The sequence below is a fragment of the Leclercia sp. CFBP8987 genome (assembly GCF_034044995.2).
GTDB lineage: Bacteria > Pseudomonadota > Gammaproteobacteria > Enterobacterales > Enterobacteriaceae > Enterobacter > Enterobacter tamurae.
The window spans coordinates 845,108-862,229 of sequence record NZ_CM188255.1 but is presented as its reverse complement, the minus strand read 5'-3'; the positions used below and the strand labels follow the sequence as shown (position 1 = coordinate 862,229).

Genomic DNA, 17,122 nt, shown 5'->3' with positions numbered 1-17,122 from the left:
TTACACATAACGTACACAAAAAGAAGCCGCCCTCAGGCGGCTTCTTTTCGCTGATTAAGACTGCTTGGACATTGCAGCAACTTCTGCTGCGAAGTCAGTCTCAACTTTCTCGATGCCTTCGCCCACTTCGAAGCGGATGAAGCCGGTTACGTCAGCGTTGTGCTCTTTCAGCAGCTGAGCAACAGTTTTGCTTGGATCCATAACGAAAGGCTGGCCAGTCAGAGAAACTTCGCCGGTGAATTTCTTCATGCGGCCTTCAACCATTTTCTCTGCGATTTCTTTTGGCTTGCCAGACTGCATGGCGATGTCCAGCTGAACCTGGTACTCTTTCTCAACAACTTCAGCAGACACGTCTTCTGGCTTAACGAATTCTGGCTTGCTTGCAGCGATGTGCATTGCCAGCTGTTTAACCAGCTCTTCGTCAGCGCCTTTAGCCGCAACCAGAACACCGATACGTGCGCCGTGCTGGTATGAACCCAGAACGTCACCTTCCAGAGAAGATACGCGACGGATGTTGATGTTCTCACCGATTTTAGCAACCAGTGCAACACGCTCTTCTTCGAACTGTGCTTTCAGAACTTCAACGTCGGTGATTTTGCCAGCAATAGCTGCGTCCAGAACTTTGTTAGCAAATGCCTGGAAACCGCCATCTTTAGCAACGAAGTCAGTCTGGCAGTTAACTTCCAGAATGATGCCGTAGGTGCCGTCGATCTTAGTGATGATCACGCCGTCAGCAGCAACGTTGCCTGCTTTCTTAGCTGCTTTGATCGCACCAGATTTACGCATGTTTTCGATTGCCAGCTCGATGTCGCCGTTCGCTTCGGTCAGCGCTTTTTTGCAATCCATCATGCCTGCGCCAGTACGTTCACGCAGCTCTTTTACCAGGGATGCGGTAATTTCAGCCATTCTTAAATCCTCGGGAGATGTGAACTGCCCGGCCAGAAGCCAAACAGTATAAATTGAAAAAAGGGGCCGATAATTGGCCCCTATTCATACACGGTACTAATAAGGGGTAGAACCTTATTATTCAGCTTCTACGAAGCTTTCTTCCGCCTGAGAAGCCAGATCCTGGGAACGGCCTTCACGAACGGTAGTAGCTACAGCGCTCAGGTACAGGCTAACAGCACGGATTGCATCGTCGTTACCCGGGATAACGAAGTCAACACCGTCCGGATCGGAGTTGGTATCAACGATTGCGAATACTGGGATACCCAGGTTGTTAGCTTCTTTGATTGCGATGTGCTCGTGGTCAGCATCGATAACGAACAGCGCGTCTGGCAGGCCGCCCATATCTTTGATACCGCCCAGGCTGTTTTCCAGCTTGTCCAGCTCACGAGTGCGCATCAGCGCTTCTTTTTTGGTCAGCTTTTCGAAAGTACCGTCCTGAGACTGGGTTTCCAGATCTTTCAGGCGCTTGATAGACTGACGAACGGTTTTCCAGTTAGTCAGCATACCGCCCAGCCAGCGATGGTTCACGAAGAACTGGTCGCAGCTGTTAGCAGCTTCTTTCACAGCTTCGCTTGCAGCGCGCTTAGTACCAACGAACAGAATCTTACCTTTACGGGAAGAGATCTTGTTCAGCTCAGCCAGGGCTTCGTTGAACATTGGTACAGTTTTCTCAAGGTTGATGATGTGAACTTTGTTACGTGCGCCGAAGATGAAAGGCTTCATTTTCGGGTTCCAGTAACGGGTCTGGTGACCGAAGTGAACACCAGCCTTGAGCATGTCGCGCATGGAAACAGTTGCCATGTTTTAAAACCTCTATTTAAAAGTTGGGGTTATGCCTCCACGTATCCCATATTACCGACCCCAAAGGGCACCCCGGAATATGTGCCGATACGTGTGTGTTGTTACACAAAGTGAGATTTGTCGCTTCCGTCCATTCTGTGTATCTGAAATGGATCGGAAGTCCGGCGCGCTTTATACCACAAAATGCTACCCGAAACCAACAATTGTTGGCGGAGTGTGCGGCGAAGGAATCTCAATTTGGCAGCATGTGCGCCAGACTGATACCATTGACAACACTTAGACTAGTATTGTCGAAAAAATCGACACCGATGGACAGATTACATGGCTATCTCTATTAAGACACCTGAAGAAATTGAAAAGATGCGCGTCGCCGGTCGTCTGGCCGCTGAAGTGCTGGAAATGATCGAGCCGTTCGTCAAACCGGGCGTCAGCACCGGCGAACTGGATCGCATCTGTAATGATTACATCGTGAACGAGCAGCAGGCGATCTCCGCATGCCTTAACTACCACGGCTTCCCGAAATCAGTCTGCATCTCTATTAATGAAGTGGTTTGCCATGGCATCCCGGATGACGAAAAGCTGTTGAAAGACGGCGACATCGTCAACATCGACGTGACCGTCATTAAAGATGAATACCACGGTGACACCTCTAAAATGTTCATCGTTGGTAAACCGACCATTCTGGGCGAGCGTCTGTGTAAAGTGACCCAGGAGAGCCTCTACCTGGCCCTGAAGATGGTCAAGCCGGGCATTCGTCTGCGTACCCTCGGAGCGGCGATCCAGAAATTCGTAGAAGCAGAGGGTTTCTCCGTGGTGCGCGAATACTGCGGTCATGGTATCGGCCGTGTGTTCCACGAAGAGCCACAGGTTCTGCACTATGATGCGGATGACGGTGGCGTGGTGCTGCAGGCGGGCATGACCTTCACCATCGAGCCGATGGTCAACGCTGGCGACTACCGCATCCGTACCATGAAAGATGGCTGGACGGTGAAAACCAAAGACCGGAGCTTGTCTGCCCAGTACGAGCATACTATTGTGGTGACCGACAACGGCTGCGAAATTCTGACGTTACGCAAGGATGACACCATCCCGGCGATACTCTCGCAAGACGCATGATAAGAAGCCGGCAAATGCCGGCTTTTTTAATGGCTATCGTTTTTTCTTATGGGTGGCGCGCAATGAGTAACCTTTTACCCGAACAGTATGCCAATACGGCCCTCCCTACCCTGCCTGGCCAGCCGGACAACCCCGGCGTCTGGCCGACGGCCGAGCTGACCTGCGCGGGCATTAAAGCGCATATCGACACCTTCCAGCGCTGGCTGGGGGAGACCTTTGACAGCGGCATCTCCGCCGAAGCGCTCATTGAAGCGCGCACGGAGTTCATCGATCAGCTCCTGCAGCGCCTGTGGATTGACTACGGCTTTGGTCAACTGGGCGATGTGGCACTGGTCGCCGTCGGCGGCTATGGTCGGGGTGAGCTGCACCCCCTTTCGGATATCGACCTGCTGATTCTGAGCCGGAAAAAGCTGCCGGATGAACAGGCGCAAAAAATCGGCGAGCTGCTGACCCTGCTGTGGGACGTCAAGCTGGAAATCGGCCACAGCGTGCGCACCCTGGAAGAGTGTCTTCTGGAGGGGTTGTCCGATCTTACCGTCGCCACCAACCTGATTGAATCACGCCTGCTGATTGGCGATGTGGCTCTGTTCCTTGAGCTGCAAAAGCACATCTTTAGCGATGGCTTCTGGCCGTCGGAAAAATTCTTCGCCGCCAAGGTCGATGAGCAGCAGGTGCGCCACCAGCGTTACCACGGCACCAGCTATAACCTGGAACCGGATATCAAAAGCAGCCCGGGTGGCCTGCGCGATATTCACACTCTGCAGTGGGTCGCCCGCCGTCATTTTGGCGCCACCTCGCTGGATGAGATGGTCGGCTTTGGCTTTCTCACCGAAGCCGAACGGACCGAGCTGAATGAGTGTCTGCATCTGCTGTGGCGTATTCGTTTTGCCCTGCATCTCGAAGTGACCCGCTACGACAACCGTCTGCTGTTTGACCGCCAGCTGAGCGTCGCCCAGCGCCTGCACTACAGCGGCGAGGGTAACGAGCCGGTCGAGCAGATGATGAAGGATTTCTTCCGCGTCACCCGTCGGGTGGGTGAACTGAATCAGATGCTGTTGCAGCTGTTCGACGAGGCGATCCTCGCCCTGACCGCCGATGAAAAACCGCGCCCGATTGATGATGAATTCCAGCTGCGCGGCACCTTAATCGACCTGCGCGACGAAACGCTGTTTATCCGCAAGCCGGAAGCGATCCTGCGGATGTTCTACGCCATGGTGCGTAATAGCACCATCACCGGGATCTACTCCACCACCCTACGCCACCTGCGCCATGCCCGCCGCCATCTGACCCAGCCTTTGTGCTACATCCCGGAAGCGCGGTCGCTGTTCCTTAGCATGTTGCGCCATCCGGGCGCGGTCAGCCGCGGGCTGCTGCCGATGCATCGTCACAGCGTGCTCTGGGCCTATATGCCGCAGTGGTCGCATATTGTCGGCCAGATGCAATTTGACCTGTTCCACGCCTATACCGTTGATGAACACACAATCCGCGTGATGCTGAAGCTGGAAAGCTTCGCCAATGAGGAGGTGCGCAGCCGCCACCCGCTCTGCGTTGAGCTCTGGCCGCGCCTCACCAATCCGGAGCTGATCCTGATTGCCGCCCTGTTCCACGATATCGCCAAAGGGCGCGGCGGCGACCACTCGATCCTGGGTGCGGAAGACGTGCTGAAATTTGCCGAGCTGCACGGGCTCAACTCGCGCGAAACCCAGCTGGTCGCCTGGCTGGTACGCCATCACCTGCTGATGTCGGTCACCGCCCAGCGGCGCGATATTCAGGATCCCGAGGTGATCAAACAGTTTGCCGAAGAAGTACAGACCGAGAACCGACTGCGCTTCCTGGTCTGCCTGACGGTGGCTGACATCTGCGCCACCAACGAGACACTGTGGAATAGCTGGAAGCAGAGCCTGTTGCGCGAACTCTACTTTGCCACCGAAAAGCAGCTGCGCCGTGGTATGCAGAGCACCCCGGACATGCGCGAGCGCGTGCGCCATCACCAGATGCAGGCCCTGGCGCTGTTGCGGATGGAGAATATCAATGAAGAGGCGCTGCATCTGATTTGGGCCCGCTGTCGCGCCAACTATTTTGTCCGTCACAGCCCGAACCAGCTGGCCTGGCATGCCCGCCATCTGCTGCAGCACGATCTGACCAAGCCCCTGATCCTGCTCAGTCCGCAGGCGACCCGCGGCGGGACGGAGATCTTTATCTGGAGCCCCGATCGCGCTTATCTGTTCGCCGCGGTCTGTGCGGAACTCGACCGACGTAACCTCAGCGTACACGACGCGCAGATCTTCACTACCCGGGACGGGATGGCGATGGATACCTTTATTGTGCTGGAGCCGGACGGCAGTCCCCTTTCCGCCGATCGTCACGAGCCGATTCGCTACGGGCTGGAGCAGGCGATCACCCAGCACAGTTGGCAGCCACCGCAGCCGCGTCGACAGCCGGCCAAACTGCGCCACTTTACCGTCGATACCGAAGTCAATTTCCTGCCGACTCATACCGACCGTAAATCCTTCCTCGAGCTGATCGCCCTCGACCAGCCGGGGCTGCTGGCGCGGGTCGGACAGGTGTTTGCCGACCTGGGAATTTCGCTGCACGGTGCCAGAATTACAACCATTGGCGAGCGAGTAGAAGATTTATTTATAATCGCCACAGCCGACCGTCGTGGGCTTAATAATGCCCTGCAACAGGAAGTGCAACAACGGTTGACAGCAGCCCTCAATCCAAACGATAAAGGGTGATGTTTTTTTTTACCTGGAAAGAGTTGAACTATGCAGCAGTTACAGAACGTTATTGAGTCCGCTTTTGAGCGTCGCGCCGACATTACTCCGGCAAATGTGGATACCGTGACCCGTGAGGCGGTCAATCAGGTGATTTCTCTGCTTGATTCCGGCGCACTGCGTGTAGCCGAAAAGATCGACGGTCAGTGGGTCACTCATCAGTGGCTGAAGAAAGCGGTACTGCTCTCTTTCCGTATTAACGATAACCAGGTTATCGACGGTGCGGAAAGCCGCTACTTCGATAAAGTCCCAATGAAATTCGCTGACTACGACGAAGCGCGTTTCCAGAAAGAAGGTTTCCGCGTAGTGCCACCAGCGGCCGTACGTCAGGGTGCGTATATCGCCCGTAACACCGTGCTGATGCCATCCTACGTGAACATCGGCGCTTACGTTGACGAAGGCACCATGGTGGATACCTGGGCAACCGTGGGCTCCTGTGCGCAGATCGGTAAAAACGTTCACCTCTCCGGCGGCGTCGGTATTGGTGGTGTTCTGGAGCCGCTGCAGGCCAACCCGACCATCATCGAAGACAACTGCTTCATCGGCGCACGCTCCGAAGTGGTTGAAGGCGTGATCGTGGAAGAAGGCTCGGTAATCTCGATGGGCGTTTACATCGGTCAGAGCACCCGTATTTACGATCGTGAAACCGGCGAAGTGCATTACGGTCGCGTTCCGGCGGGTTCCGTGGTGGTTTCCGGCAACCTGCCATCAAAAGATGGCAAATACAGCCTCTACTGTGCGGTGATCGTCAAAAAAGTCGATGCGAAAACCCGCGGCAAAGTTGGCATCAACGAACTGCTGCGCACCATCGATTAATCGGGTATAACAAAAAGCGGGGGCAACCCCGCTTTTTTTATATCTCAGGGTGGCGAAAATAGATTTTTTCGTGAATTATTCATGGGTTATGTTGAGATCAAGGGTACCGCTATGTACGATAATCTGAAAAGTCTGGGCATTACTAATCCTGATGAAATTGACCGTTACAGCCTCCGTCAGGAAGCCAACAACGATATCCTGAAAATCTATTTCCACAAGGATAAAGGCGAGTTCTTCGCCAAGAGCGTGAAGTTCAAATACCCACGTCAGCGTAAGACTGTCGTTGCCGATGGCATCGGTCAGGGTTACAAAGAGGTGCAGGAGATCAGCCCAAATCTGCGCTATGTGATTGATGAGCTGGATCAGATTTGCCAGCGCGATCGCACTGAAGTGGATCTGAAGCGGAAGATCCTGGATGACCTGCGTCATCTGGAAAGCGTCGTTGCCCACAAGATCACGGAAATCGAAGCGGATCTTGAGAAGTTGACCCGTAACAAGTAATGCCCGGTGCGGCCTGATGCCCTCACCCCAGCCCTCTTCCACCGGGAGAGGGTGCAAACACTAAAAACGGCAACCAAAGGTTGCCGTTTTGCATTTACCTCGTAGGCCGGATAAGGCGCAGCCGCCACCCGGCAAACAACATCACCGCTGCTCATCCAGTTGCAACGCCACATACAACAACAGCCGGTCGTCAAAATTCCCCAGATCCAGCCCCGTTAACTCCGAAATACGGTTCAGGCGGTATTCCAGCGTATTACGGTGAATAAACAGCGCCTTTGAGGTCGCCAGCGGCTGCACGTTATGACGGAACCACGCCTGCAGCGTGCGCCGCAGCAGGCCGTTGTTATCCATCGCTTTCAGACGTACCAGCGGGCGGGCCAGTTCGTTGGCCTGCCAGCCGCCGCGCAGGCTGTCGAGCAGCACTGGCAGCATCAGATCCTGATAAAAATAGCTGCGGTTTTCCGGCATACGCTGCTTGCCGACCATCATGGTGGTGCGAGCCGTACGCCAGGAGCGGGCTATGCTGCCCGGGCCGGTGAAGTAGTTACCTAATGCCACCCGAAAACGCAGCTGTCCGTTCTCTTTCATCCGCGCGATCAGCTGCTCCACCCGTCGCCGATGATCTTCCGCATCCCAGCGACCAAACTGGTTTAACGCCGGTTTGAGTACCACCATCTCGGTCAGCGAGACGATCGCCACCAGGTTATTGCGCTCCGGCGTTGCCAGCGCGTTCTGCAGCTGCTGCAACTCCACCATCGCGCTGTCGACCCCCAGCTGACCGCTGTCGACCTCGATCACCGCCACCACGCGGGGCTGGTTAAGGTCGATGCCCAGACGTTGCGCCCACTCGGTCAACGCCGGGGTATGCTCTTCCGCCTGGATCAGGTTCATGACTAGCTCTTCACGCAGGCGGCTGTCCTGCGCCAGGAGGTGCATCAGGCGGGATTGCTCCAGCATCATTTCTGCCGTCATACAGACCAGCTCGCCATATTTGCGCAAGGATTCCGGCTCACCGGTCAGGCCGATAACCCCGACGATCTCGCCCTCCAGACGCAGCGGCAGGTTGATTCCCTGGCGCACGCCATGCAGATGTCGCGCCACCGCGTCATCAATATCCACCACGCGCCCCTGAGAGAGCACCAGCAGCGCACCTTCGTGCAATTCCCCAATACGCTCACGATCGCCGCTGCCAATAATTCGGCCACGTGCATCCATCACGTTGATATTGGTGTCGATGATGCGCATTGTTCGCGCCACGATATCCTGCGCCATTTTGGTATCAAGATGCCAGCCAGCCATGTCGCCCTCCTCTGAGCAGAGCTCAAGCATAAGGAAGATTAATTAGGCCTGCATTGTGCGAATGCACAAACTGATGGGGAGAAGTATGGACTTGTGGAAGGGTTCACAGAAAGGGATGAAAAAGCCCCTGTTTCCAGGCAGAAACAGGGGCTGAACAGATTACTGCATCAGCAGATAGAGAGAGGTGTCGCCACGCTGGATATTCAACGCCAGCACCGACGGTTTGCTGTCGAGAATTTTGCGCAGCTCTTCGACGTTCTTAATCGGCTGCTGGTTGGCGCCGATAATCACATCCCCCTTCTTCAGGCCGATACGGGCAGCCGGGCTGTTGGCTTTGACGTTATCCACCGACACGCCTTTATCCTGGCCTTTATTGCTCATATCCGCGCCTTCGATACCGCTGAAGACCGCGGTAGCACCACCCGCCGGATTCTGGCTGCTCTGCTGCAGTTCCAGGGTCACCGTTACCGGTTTACCTTCACGCAGCAGACCCAGGGACACTTTGCTACCCACCGGCATGGAGCCCACTTCCGCACGCAGTGCCGCGAAGCTGCTTACCGGTTTGCCGTTCAGGGTGGTGATCACGTCCCCGGCCTTGATCCCCGCTTTCGCCGCAGAGGAGTTTGGCATCACCTGGCTGACAAAAGCGCCGCGCTGGGCGTCAACTTTCATGGCTTTCGCCAGCTCGGAGTTCAGCTCGGTGCCGAGGATACCCAGCTCGCCGCGTTTCACCTGGCCAAACTCCACCATCTGCGCGGTCAGGTTTTTCACCATGTTGCTTGGGATCGCAAAGCCAATCCCGATATTGCCGCCGTCCGGGGCGAGGATCGCGGTGTTAATCCCGATCAGCTCCCCATTCAGGTTGACCAGCGCGCCACCGGAGTTACCGCGGTTAATCGCCGCATCGGTCTGGATAAAGTTTTCGTAGTTTTCTGCGTTCAGACCGCTACGGCCGAGGGCAGAAACAATACCGGAGGTGACCGTCTCACCCAGACCAAACGGGTTACCGATCGCCACGGTGTAATCCCCGACGCGCAGCGCGTCAGAGTCAGCCAGCTTAATCGCGGTCAGGTTTTTAGGATCCTGAATCTGAATCAGGGCGATATCAGAGCGCGGATCTTTCCCGACCATTTTGGCGTCAAGCTTGCGCCCGTCGCTCAGCTGGACCTTGATACTGCTGGCATTGTCCACCACGTGGTTGTTGGTGACGACATAGCCTTTGGCGGCATCAATGATCACGCCGGAACCCAGCGCCATAAATTTCTGCTGCTGACCGCCGCCGCTGCCATCACCTGCCCCGCCCTGACAGAACGGTGAGCTCTGGAATGGCGACCCCTCCTGGCAGAACGGCGAGTTATCACCAAAGAACTGCTGGAAGTTACGCGGCATACGCGGCGTGTTGACGGTAGTGCTGCCTTCGACATTGATGCTCACTACCGACGGCATCACTTTTTCCAGCATCGGTGCCAGGCTTGGCATCTGTTGCGCCGTGGCTGCGGAAGAGACGGTCTCTGCTGCGCTGGCAGACAGAGGGGATAACGCTAAACCTAAACTCAGAGCCAGTGCACTCATTGCTAATGTGGTTTTTTTCATGTTTCTTAATCTCGATTTACAGGTCACGCACAATTGCTGTGTATATCAGATTCGTTTCGTCGCGCTAAGTTCCGGCATTAAGTTTCTGGAAAAAGTAAAAATTTATTGGCCGTCTTTACAAAACTCAGCCTTATTCCACCGCCATCAACTTACGGTATTCATCCCAGGCATATAAGTCTGTCATTCCGCTGATATAGTCCTGAATCAGGCGGCAGCGATAATAAAACTCCAGCACCGGCCAGTCTGGCTGCTGCCGATCAAATTTACTGACCGACTCGACATACGCCAGCCGATGGCGCGGCGAAAGTTTATGAAATAGCCGGGATTCAATCGGTAAACGGCGAACGCGTTCCTTTTCGGCCAGCTCGCTAAATTCCTCCACCGATAATTGCAGCAGCGGACGATAGATTTCCAGCAGGCCGGTTATCACCCGGTAGCCCTGTAATTCCAGCTGCTCGACCTCGGGATGGCTGAACACATGGCGCATAGCGACATTCTTATAGAGTTCAAGCAGTTGGCTAAAGCTGCTGTCGTCCTCCAGCAGGGCATGGTTGAATTCACCGCTGTAAATCTGTTCGATATTGTCGATAAAACGCTCAGCCGCGTAGGGCACCAGCTTATTTAATGTATTGACGCGTAAATACATAAAGAACTGATCTTCAGTGCTGCGACTGAGGGAATTGGAGCGTGATTTCTCCCAGGCGTTTTCAACCACCTGAGAAAATAAAGACCCTTTCTCGTGGTTGCCCCAGGCCTCATAAAGATGCTGATAAAGCCCCTCGACGCTGAATATTCTTTTCTCTACCGCATCTTCCAGATCGGCCACGCAATAGGAAATATCGTCTGCTGCTTCCATAATCCAGGTCAATGGAAAACGGCCATACGGCGGGAGGGACAGTTCCTGACGGAGCCGCTCGATATACGCCTCTTCCGAGAAATAGTACCCCGGTTTTTTCATTAAATAATTGTGCGTCGCGGGCGGGTCACCCTGCCACCAGGCGGGACGGGTATATTTCAGTATGCATCCCACCTGCGCCCAGGTGAGGTTCATGCGCATCAGGGAGTGCACCAGGCGGATGCCCTGCGCATTGCCCTCAAAATGACACAGATCCTGACGCACCTTGCGTCGCAGCCCGTTCAGCGTCTCTTCGCCTTCACGCAGCCGTAGAGCCTGGACCACGCAGCGGTCGTCGCTGAGCGGCTGGCTGGCGGCATCAGAGGGGAACAGGCGCTGGCGGAACCAGTCATTGATAGCCGCTTCGCCAAAATGACCGAAGGGGGGATTACCGATATCGTGCATCAGGCACGCCATCTCGACGATGCTTTCGAACGGCCCGGTCAGTTCATCCAGCCCGTAGGTCTCAAGCAGGCGCTGCTCCTTGAGGCGGCTTAAGATCTCTTTGGCGATATAGCGGCCCACCTGCTGCACCTCCAGCGAGTGGGTCAGGCGGGTACGGACGGCGGCGTTACGTTCGAGGGGAAAGACCTGCGTTTTCTGCTGCAGGCGGCGGATCGCCGGTGAATTAACGATGCGTCCGCGGTCGCTTTCGAAGATCCGCAGGATCTCATGTTCGCTCTTGTTCCCCTGCGGAGAGCGATACCGGCGACGCCAGTTAATTTTGGTACGAAAATCGATTGGTGCCATGTGCTCCCCCGCGTGAGAATGCGTTTCCCCTGAAGCGCATGATAGACTATGCATCTTAACAAGGCACATCGCGAGTAAATCTATGAAAATCGGTATTATTGGAGCAATGGAACAAGAAGTTACGCTGCTGCGTGACAAAATTGAGAACCGTCAGACCCTCTCTCTGGGTGGCTGCGAGATTTACACCGGCACGCTGAACGGGACAGAAGTTGCTCTGCTGAAATCGGGTATCGGTAAAGTTTCCGCCGCGCTGGGCGCAACCCTGCTGCTGGAACACTGCAAGCCAGACGTGATTATCAACACCGGCTCTGCGGGCGGCCTGGCGCCAACCCTGAAAGTGGGCGATATCGTGGTGTCTGACGAAGCGCGCTATCACGACGCCGATGTGACCGCCTTCGGTTACGAGTACGGCCAGCTCCCGGGCTGCCCGGCCGGTTTCAAAGCCGATGACAAACTGGTTGCCGCCGCAGAAAGCTGCATCGCGGAACTGAACCTCAACGCGGTACGCGGCCTGATTGTCAGCGGCGATGCCTTTATCAATGGCTCCGTGAACCTGGCGAAAATCCGCCATAACTTCCCGCAGGCGATTGCCGTTGAGATGGAAGCTACTGCCGTTGCCCACGTCTGCCATAACTTCAACGTCCCCTTCGTGGTGGTTCGCGCCATCTCTGACGTGGCAGATCAGCAGTCTCACCTGAGCTTCGACGAGTTTCTCGTGGTCGCTGCCAAACAGTCCAGCCTGATGGTTGAGACCCTGGTGCAGAAACTGGCGCGTGGCTAAGCCGCTCCTCAGGGCGCTTCTGGCGCTGTTTCTGCTGACACCGGCGTGGCTTCTGGCCGCGCCGCGTGTTATCACCCTCTCCCCTGCCAATACCGAACTGGCCTTTGCCGCCGGGATCACCCCCGTCGGGGTCAGCAGTTTTTCCGACTATCCCCCCGAAGCGGCGAAGATTGAGCAGGTCGCCACCTGGCAAGGCATGAACGTCGAACGTATCGTCGCCCTGAAGCCCGATCTGGTACTGGCCTGGCGCGGTGGCAACGCAGAACGTCAGGTGAACCAGCTGGCCTCGCTGGGGATTAAAGTGCAGTGGATCGATGCCACCCGCATTGAACAGGTCGCCCAGGCCCTTCGCGATCTCGCTCCCTGGAGCCCAACACCAGACAAGGCCCGGCAGGCTGCACAGCAGATGCTGACCGATTATGCCGCCTTAAAAACCACCTACGGCACCCTGCCGAAAAAACGGGTATTTCTCCAGTTCGGCCAACAGCCGCTGTTCACCACCAGCCAGGGTTCCCTGCAACATCAGGTGCTTGAGCTGTGTGGCGGGGAAAATATCTTCGCTGCCAGCCGTGTTCCCTGGCCCCAGGTAAGCCGCGAGCAGGTGCTGGCGCGCCAGCCGCAGGCGATTGTGGTGGCCGGTTCTGCGGGCGATATTCCTAAAATAGAACAGTACTGGCAAAGCCAGCTAAAAATACCCGTGATTGCGCTGAACAGCGACTGGTTTGAGCGCGCAAGCCCGCGTATTATCCTCGCCGCAAAACAACTCTGCTCTGCGCTGTCGCAGGGCCACTCATTTTCCCGAGGATGACGATGCTCGTTTATTGGCTGGATATTCTTGGCACAGCCGTTTTTGCGATCTCCGGCGTTCTGCTGGCCGGTAAATTACGCATGGACCCGTTTGGCGTGCTGGTGTTAGGCGTAGTCACCGCCGTAGGCGGGGGGACGATCCGCGACATGGCGCTCGATCATGGCCCGGTATTCTGGGTCAAAGATCCCACCGATCTGGTGGTGGCCATGGTCACCTGCCTGTTAACCATTATTCTGGTCCGCCAGCCGCGCCGCATGCCGAAATGGCTGCTGCCGGTACTGGATGCGGTGGGCCTCGCGGTGTTTGTCGGCATTGGTGTGAATAAAGCCTTTATGGCTGGCACCGGCCCGCTGGTGGCGATCTGTATGGGGGTGGTCACTGGTGTGGGTGGTGGGATTATACGCGATATTCTGGCCCGCGAAGTGCCGATGATCCTGAGAACGGAAATCTACGCCACGGCCTGTATTCTGGGTGGGATCGTCCACGCCACGGCCTGGTATACCTTTCACGTTCCGCTGGAACAGGCGGCGATGCTGGGGATGGTGGTGACGCTGGGGATCCGGCTGGCGGCAATCCGCTGGCACCTGAAGCTGCCAACCTTTGCGCTGGATGAAAACGGCAGGTAAAGGGAAGGGTTTTGTAGGCCCGGTAAGCGAAGCGCCACCGGGCATAACTATTAGATGCTGAACGACGAGCCACACCCGCAGGTGCTGGTTGCGTTCGGGTTGGTCACCACAAAGCGGGAACCTTCCAGACCTTCGGTGTAGTCCACCGCGCCACCCACCAGATACTGCAGGCTCATCGGGTCAACGACCAGCGCGACGCCCTGCTTCTCAATGGTCATGTCGCCGTCGTTAACCTGATCGTCAAAGGTGAAACCATACTGGAAGCCGCTGCAGCCGCCGCCCGTAATGTAAACACGCAATTTCAGTTCCGGGTTGTCTTCATCGGCAATCAGGTCTTTTACTTTTTTGGCTGCTGCTTCGGTAAACTGCAACGGCAGCGCTACGTCATCACTCATCTTATGCTCCCATGAATACTGCTAGTGGGTAAAAATCACCCAATTCTTGTTGTCATTATCTAATACCCTGGTAATTCATTCAAGTATTCTGCTTCGCCAGGGTACGGGCAAGAATGGTGGAGTATAGCGGTTTCCCGCCAAGGAACTGGGCTAATAGTGTGGCCCCCAGGCAGGTAATGATCATTGGCAAAATGAGCTGGTAATTGTCGGTCATCTCCAGCACCAGCACGATACCGGTCAGCGGCGCGCGCAACGACGCCGCCAGCAGCGCCCCCATTCCGGCGATGGCGAAGGTGCCGGCCTCAAGATGATATGCCGGGAAACCTGCGGCAGCGGCCATGCCAAAAGCCGTACCCAGCAACGTGCCCAACGCCAGCATCGGGGCAAAAATGCCCCCAGGCGCGCCGGAGGAGAAGCAGAGTACGGTGGTAATAACCCGGGAGATAAACATAAACAGCAGCAGGCCGATACTGAAATTACCCGCCGCCGCAATCGGGATCAGGCCAAAGCCCCCGCCCGCCGCGTTAGGTTCGATAAAGCCGAGTACGCCGCACACGCCCCCCAGCAGGCCGCCCACCAGCACCCATTTGGTGGTATTGCCGCCGTGGATGCGCTGGAACATATCCTGAGCGCGAATAATAAGGGCATTAAACAGCGGACCTACGATGCCAAAAATCATGCCGAGGATCAGATACAGCCACAGCGTATTGACTGGCGCGTTGGTCAACTTACCGACCTCAATCACCGCCCCTTCACCATTGAAAAGCCGAAAGACAATGCTCGACATAATCACGCCGGTGAAGACCGCTTTAATCGAGATCAGGTTATAGCGAAACTGAGCGCGCATCTCTTCGATGATAAACAGGATCCCCGCCAGCGGGGCATTAAAGGCGGCAGAGAGCCCCGCGGCGGCACCGGTGGCCAGCAACGTATGGCGTGCTTCCGCGCTGCGCATCCTGAACAGATCGCTGACCATACGGCCAACGTTACCGCCCAGCTGCACGGTCGGCCCTTCTCGCCCGAGCACCATCCCTGCGCCAAGCGTCCCCATCCCGCCGATAAACTTAACGGGCAGTACGCGCCACCAGCGCACCGGACGCAGCTCCTCGAGCGCCCCTTCTATCTCGGGGATCCCCGAGCCGCCCGCTTCCGGCGCGAATTTACGCACCAGAAAATAACCGACCATCGCGAACAGGGCAGATAAACCAAACGCCAGGATCCAGACCAGCACGTCACGATCGGCATGACCCGCCACGGTGCCAATACGCCAGTTAAGCACGCCATTGACGGCCTTTTCGAACGCGACGCCTACCAGCCCGGCCAGCGTGCCGACAACGGCCGCGCCCAGCAAAATCGCCAGCGGTGTCTTGTCGCGGTTGAGCAGCCGCCGGATGCTGATACGGTATCGCGCCCGCGCAAACTGTTGTTCTTCAAATGAGGGAGAATCTGCTTTCATTGCCCGTTATCTTTCGTCATACAAATAGCCGCAGGGATTTTACCAGAGACCGCCCGGCCGTCTCCGGAAAATTGCTTAACAATTGTTAATGGATTACCTGGGTAAAGATTTCATAACCTTCCACGAATCACTTAGAATAGTGGGCTTAATCATTTTATACGAGCCAGGAACGACGCCATGAGCAAGTCTGAAAACCTCTACAGTGCAGCCCGCGAGCTTATCCCCGGCGGTGTGAACTCCCCGGTCCGTGCCTTTACCGGCGTGGGCGGTACACCGCTGTTTATCGAACGTGCCGATGGCGCCTATCTGTACGATGTGGATGGCAAAGCCTATATCGATTATGTCGGCTCATGGGGCCCGATGGTGCTGGGTCATAACCACCCGGCGATCCGCAACGCGGTGATCGAAGCGGCGCAGCGCGGATTAAGTTTCGGTGCGCCGACCGAGATGGAAGTGAAAATGGCGGCGCTGGTGACCGAACTGGTGCCGACCATGGATATGGTGCGCATGGTGAACTCCGGTACCGAAGCGACCATGAGTGCCATCCGTCTGGCCCGTGGTTTTACCGGCCGCGATAAAATTATCAAGTTCGAAGGCTGCTACCACGGCCACGCGGACTGCCTGCTGGTGAAAGCCGGTTCCGGCGCGCTGACCCTCGGCCAGCCGAACTCCCCGGGCGTGCCGGCGGATTTCGCCAAGCACACCCTGACCTGCACCTATAACGATCTGGATTCAGTGCGCGCGGCGTTTGAACTGAATCCGCAGGCGATCGCCTGCATTATTGTTGAACCGGTAGCGGGCAACATGAACTGCATTCCACCGCAGCCGGGCTTCCTGCAGGGCCTGCGTGCGCTGTGCGACGAGTTCGGCGCGCTGCTGATTATCGACGAAGTGATGACCGGTTTCCGCGTGGCCCTCGCGGGTGCGCAGGCCTATTACGACGTGGTGCCGGACCTGACCTGCCTGGGCAAAATCATCGGCGGCGGGATGCCGGTAGGCGCCTTCGGTGGCCGCAGAGAGGTAATGGACGCACTGGCACCAACTGGCCCGGTCTATCAGGCGGGTACGCTCTCCGGTAACCCGATTGCCATGGCGGCCGGTTTCGCCTGCCTGAACGAAGTGGCGCAGCCGGGCATTCACGCCACCCTCACCGAGCGCACCACTCAGCTGGCAAACGGCCTGTTGGAGGCGGCTGAAGAGGCGGGTATCCCGCTGGTGGTGAACCACGTTGGCGGCATGTTTGGCCTTTTCTTCACCGACGCGAAAACCGTGACCTGCTATCAGGATGTGGTGAAGTGCGACGTTGAGCGCTTCAAGCGTTTCTTCCATCTGATGCTGGAGGAAGGTGTCTATCTGGCACCGTCAGCGTTTGAGGCAGGCTTTATGTCGGTCGCGCACAGCGAAGAGGATATCAATAACACCATCGACGCAGCGCGTCGGGTGTTTGCGAAGCTCTGATAATTTGCCGGGGTGCGGCCTGATGCCCTCACCCCGGCCCTCTCCCACAGGGAGAGGGAGCACACATAAAAAACGGCAATCGTTGGTTGCCGTTTTGCATTG

15 protein-coding genes are annotated in these 17,122 nt (G+C 56.5%); 8 read left to right on the top strand and 7 right to left on the bottom strand.

Annotation, left to right across the window (positions count from 1 at the left end):
- Window positions 1-54 precede the first annotated feature (54 nt).
- Window positions 55-906, bottom strand: coding sequence for a translation elongation factor Ts (tsf, locus tag SOM40_RS04015; RefSeq protein WP_039030310.1), 852 nt, complete (start codon window positions 904-906; stop codon window positions 55-57).
- Between the two features lie 117 nt (window positions 907-1,023).
- The gene (gene rpsB / locus SOM40_RS04010; protein ID WP_103178332.1) at window positions 1,024-1,749 is read right to left on the bottom strand and encodes a 30S ribosomal protein S2; all 726 of its coding nucleotides are present in this window, start codon (window positions 1,747-1,749) and stop codon (window positions 1,024-1,026) included.
- A 321-nt stretch (window positions 1,750-2,070) separates the two neighbouring features.
- Between rpsB and map the strand changes: the two genes are divergently transcribed.
- From map to SOM40_RS03990, 4 genes are all read left to right on the top strand, one after another.
- Complete coding sequence (gene map, locus SOM40_RS04005) at window positions 2,071-2,865, top strand: type I methionyl aminopeptidase (protein WP_106994298.1); 795 nt, start codon at window positions 2,071-2,073, stop codon at window positions 2,863-2,865.
- 62 nt (window positions 2,866-2,927) lie between these two features.
- On the top strand, window positions 2,928-5,603 hold the full coding sequence (gene glnD, locus SOM40_RS04000) for a bifunctional uridylyltransferase/uridylyl-removing protein GlnD (protein ID WP_166181629.1): 2,676 nt from the start codon (window positions 2,928-2,930) through the stop codon (window positions 5,601-5,603).
- Window positions 5,604-5,633: 30 nt separating this feature from the next.
- The gene (dapD, locus tag SOM40_RS03995) at window positions 5,634-6,458 is read left to right on the top strand and encodes a 2,3,4,5-tetrahydropyridine-2,6-dicarboxylate N-succinyltransferase (RefSeq protein WP_106994297.1); all 825 of its coding nucleotides are present in this window, start codon (window positions 5,634-5,636) and stop codon (window positions 6,456-6,458) included.
- Between the two features lie 111 nt (window positions 6,459-6,569).
- Window positions 6,570-6,959 (top strand): DUF3461 family protein, encoded by a 390-nt coding sequence (locus SOM40_RS03990; protein WP_032616607.1) that lies wholly within the window; start codon window positions 6,570-6,572, stop codon window positions 6,957-6,959.
- A gap of 141 nt (window positions 6,960-7,100) precedes the next feature.
- Here the strand turns inward: SOM40_RS03990 and cdaR are convergent, their stop codons facing one another.
- The 3 genes from cdaR to dgt form a co-directional block, all read right to left on the bottom strand.
- Window positions 7,101-8,258, bottom strand: coding sequence for a DNA-binding transcriptional regulator CdaR (gene cdaR, locus SOM40_RS03985; protein ID WP_039030313.1), 1,158 nt, complete (start codon window positions 8,256-8,258; stop codon window positions 7,101-7,103).
- A 159-nt stretch (window positions 8,259-8,417) separates the two neighbouring features.
- The gene (gene degP, locus SOM40_RS03980) at window positions 8,418-9,851 is read right to left on the bottom strand and encodes a serine endoprotease DegP (protein WP_106994296.1); all 1,434 of its coding nucleotides are present in this window, start codon (window positions 9,849-9,851) and stop codon (window positions 8,418-8,420) included.
- Between the two features lie 130 nt (window positions 9,852-9,981).
- Window positions 9,982-11,496 (bottom strand): dGTPase, encoded by a 1,515-nt coding sequence (gene dgt, locus SOM40_RS03975; protein ID WP_320530000.1) that lies wholly within the window; start codon window positions 11,494-11,496, stop codon window positions 9,982-9,984.
- An 82-nt stretch (window positions 11,497-11,578) separates the two neighbouring features.
- Between dgt and mtnN the strand changes: the two genes are divergently transcribed.
- The 3 genes from mtnN to SOM40_RS03960 are packed head-to-tail and all read left to right on the top strand — an operon-like array spanning window position 11,579 to window position 13,711.
- On the top strand, window positions 11,579-12,277 hold the full coding sequence (mtnN, locus tag SOM40_RS03970; RefSeq protein ID WP_106994294.1) for a 5'-methylthioadenosine/S-adenosylhomocysteine nucleosidase: 699 nt from the start codon (window positions 11,579-11,581) through the stop codon (window positions 12,275-12,277).
- Window positions 12,270-13,085, top strand: a complete 816-nt coding sequence (btuF, locus tag SOM40_RS03965) for a vitamin B12 ABC transporter substrate-binding protein BtuF (RefSeq protein WP_320529999.1) — start codon at window positions 12,270-12,272, stop codon at window positions 13,083-13,085. Before mtnN ends, btuF begins: the two co-directional genes overlap by 8 nt.
- A 2-nt stretch (window positions 13,086-13,087) precedes the next feature.
- On the top strand, window positions 13,088-13,711 hold the full coding sequence (locus tag SOM40_RS03960) for a TRIC cation channel family protein (protein WP_262660676.1): 624 nt from the start codon (window positions 13,088-13,090) through the stop codon (window positions 13,709-13,711).
- A 50-nt stretch (window positions 13,712-13,761) separates the two neighbouring features.
- Here SOM40_RS03960 and erpA read toward each other — a convergent pair whose 3' ends face one another.
- Both erpA and clcA read right to left on the bottom strand, forming a co-directional pair.
- Complete coding sequence (gene erpA / locus SOM40_RS03955; protein WP_032616597.1) at window positions 13,762-14,106, bottom strand: iron-sulfur cluster insertion protein ErpA; 345 nt, start codon at window positions 14,104-14,106, stop codon at window positions 13,762-13,764.
- A 79-nt stretch (window positions 14,107-14,185) separates the two neighbouring features.
- Window positions 14,186-15,562: a H(+)/Cl(-) exchange transporter ClcA gene (gene clcA, locus SOM40_RS03950; protein ID WP_320529998.1), complete on the bottom strand. Its 1,377-nt coding sequence runs from the start codon at window positions 15,560-15,562 to the stop codon at window positions 14,186-14,188.
- Window positions 15,563-15,739: 177 nt separating this feature from the next.
- On the opposite strand from clcA, the gene hemL reads away from it, so the two are divergent.
- The gene (gene hemL / locus SOM40_RS03945) at window positions 15,740-17,020 is read left to right on the top strand and encodes a glutamate-1-semialdehyde 2,1-aminomutase (RefSeq protein ID WP_312190114.1); all 1,281 of its coding nucleotides are present in this window, start codon (window positions 15,740-15,742) and stop codon (window positions 17,018-17,020) included.
- The last annotated feature ends 102 nt before the right edge of the window (window positions 17,021-17,122 follow it).

Excerpts from the sequence above, each read along its gene's own strand:
- tsf (WP_039030310.1), bottom strand. The coding sequence starts at position 906 with ATGGCTGAAATTACCGCATCCCTGGTAAAAGAGCTGCGTGAACGTACT.
- rpsB (WP_103178332.1), bottom strand. The coding sequence starts at position 1,749 with ATGGCAACTGTTTCCATGCGCGACATGCTCAAGGCTGGTGTTCACTTC.
- map (WP_106994298.1), top strand. The coding sequence starts at position 2,071 with ATGGCTATCTCTATTAAGACACCTGAAGAAATTGAAAAGATGCGCGTC.
- glnD (WP_166181629.1), top strand. The coding sequence starts at position 2,928 with ATGAGTAACCTTTTACCCGAACAGTATGCCAATACGGCCCTCCCTACC.
- dapD (WP_106994297.1), top strand. The coding sequence starts at position 5,634 with ATGCAGCAGTTACAGAACGTTATTGAGTCCGCTTTTGAGCGTCGCGCC.
- SOM40_RS03990 (WP_032616607.1), top strand. The coding sequence starts at position 6,570 with ATGTACGATAATCTGAAAAGTCTGGGCATTACTAATCCTGATGAAATT.
- cdaR (WP_039030313.1), bottom strand. The coding sequence starts at position 8,258 with ATGGCTGGCTGGCATCTTGATACCAAAATGGCGCAGGATATCGTGGCG.
- degP (WP_106994296.1), bottom strand. The coding sequence starts at position 9,851 with ATGAAAAAAACCACATTAGCAATGAGTGCACTGGCTCTGAGTTTAGGT.
- dgt (WP_320530000.1), bottom strand. The coding sequence starts at position 11,496 with ATGGCACCAATCGATTTTCGTACCAAAATTAACTGGCGTCGCCGGTAT.
- mtnN (WP_106994294.1), top strand. The coding sequence starts at position 11,579 with ATGAAAATCGGTATTATTGGAGCAATGGAACAAGAAGTTACGCTGCTG.
- SOM40_RS03960 (WP_262660676.1), top strand. The coding sequence starts at position 13,088 with ATGCTCGTTTATTGGCTGGATATTCTTGGCACAGCCGTTTTTGCGATC.
- erpA (WP_032616597.1), bottom strand. The coding sequence starts at position 14,106 with ATGAGTGATGACGTAGCGCTGCCGTTGCAGTTTACCGAAGCAGCAGCC.
- clcA (WP_320529998.1), bottom strand. The coding sequence starts at position 15,562 with ATGAAAGCAGATTCTCCCTCATTTGAAGAACAACAGTTTGCGCGGGCG.
- hemL (WP_312190114.1), top strand. The coding sequence starts at position 15,740 with ATGAGCAAGTCTGAAAACCTCTACAGTGCAGCCCGCGAGCTTATCCCC.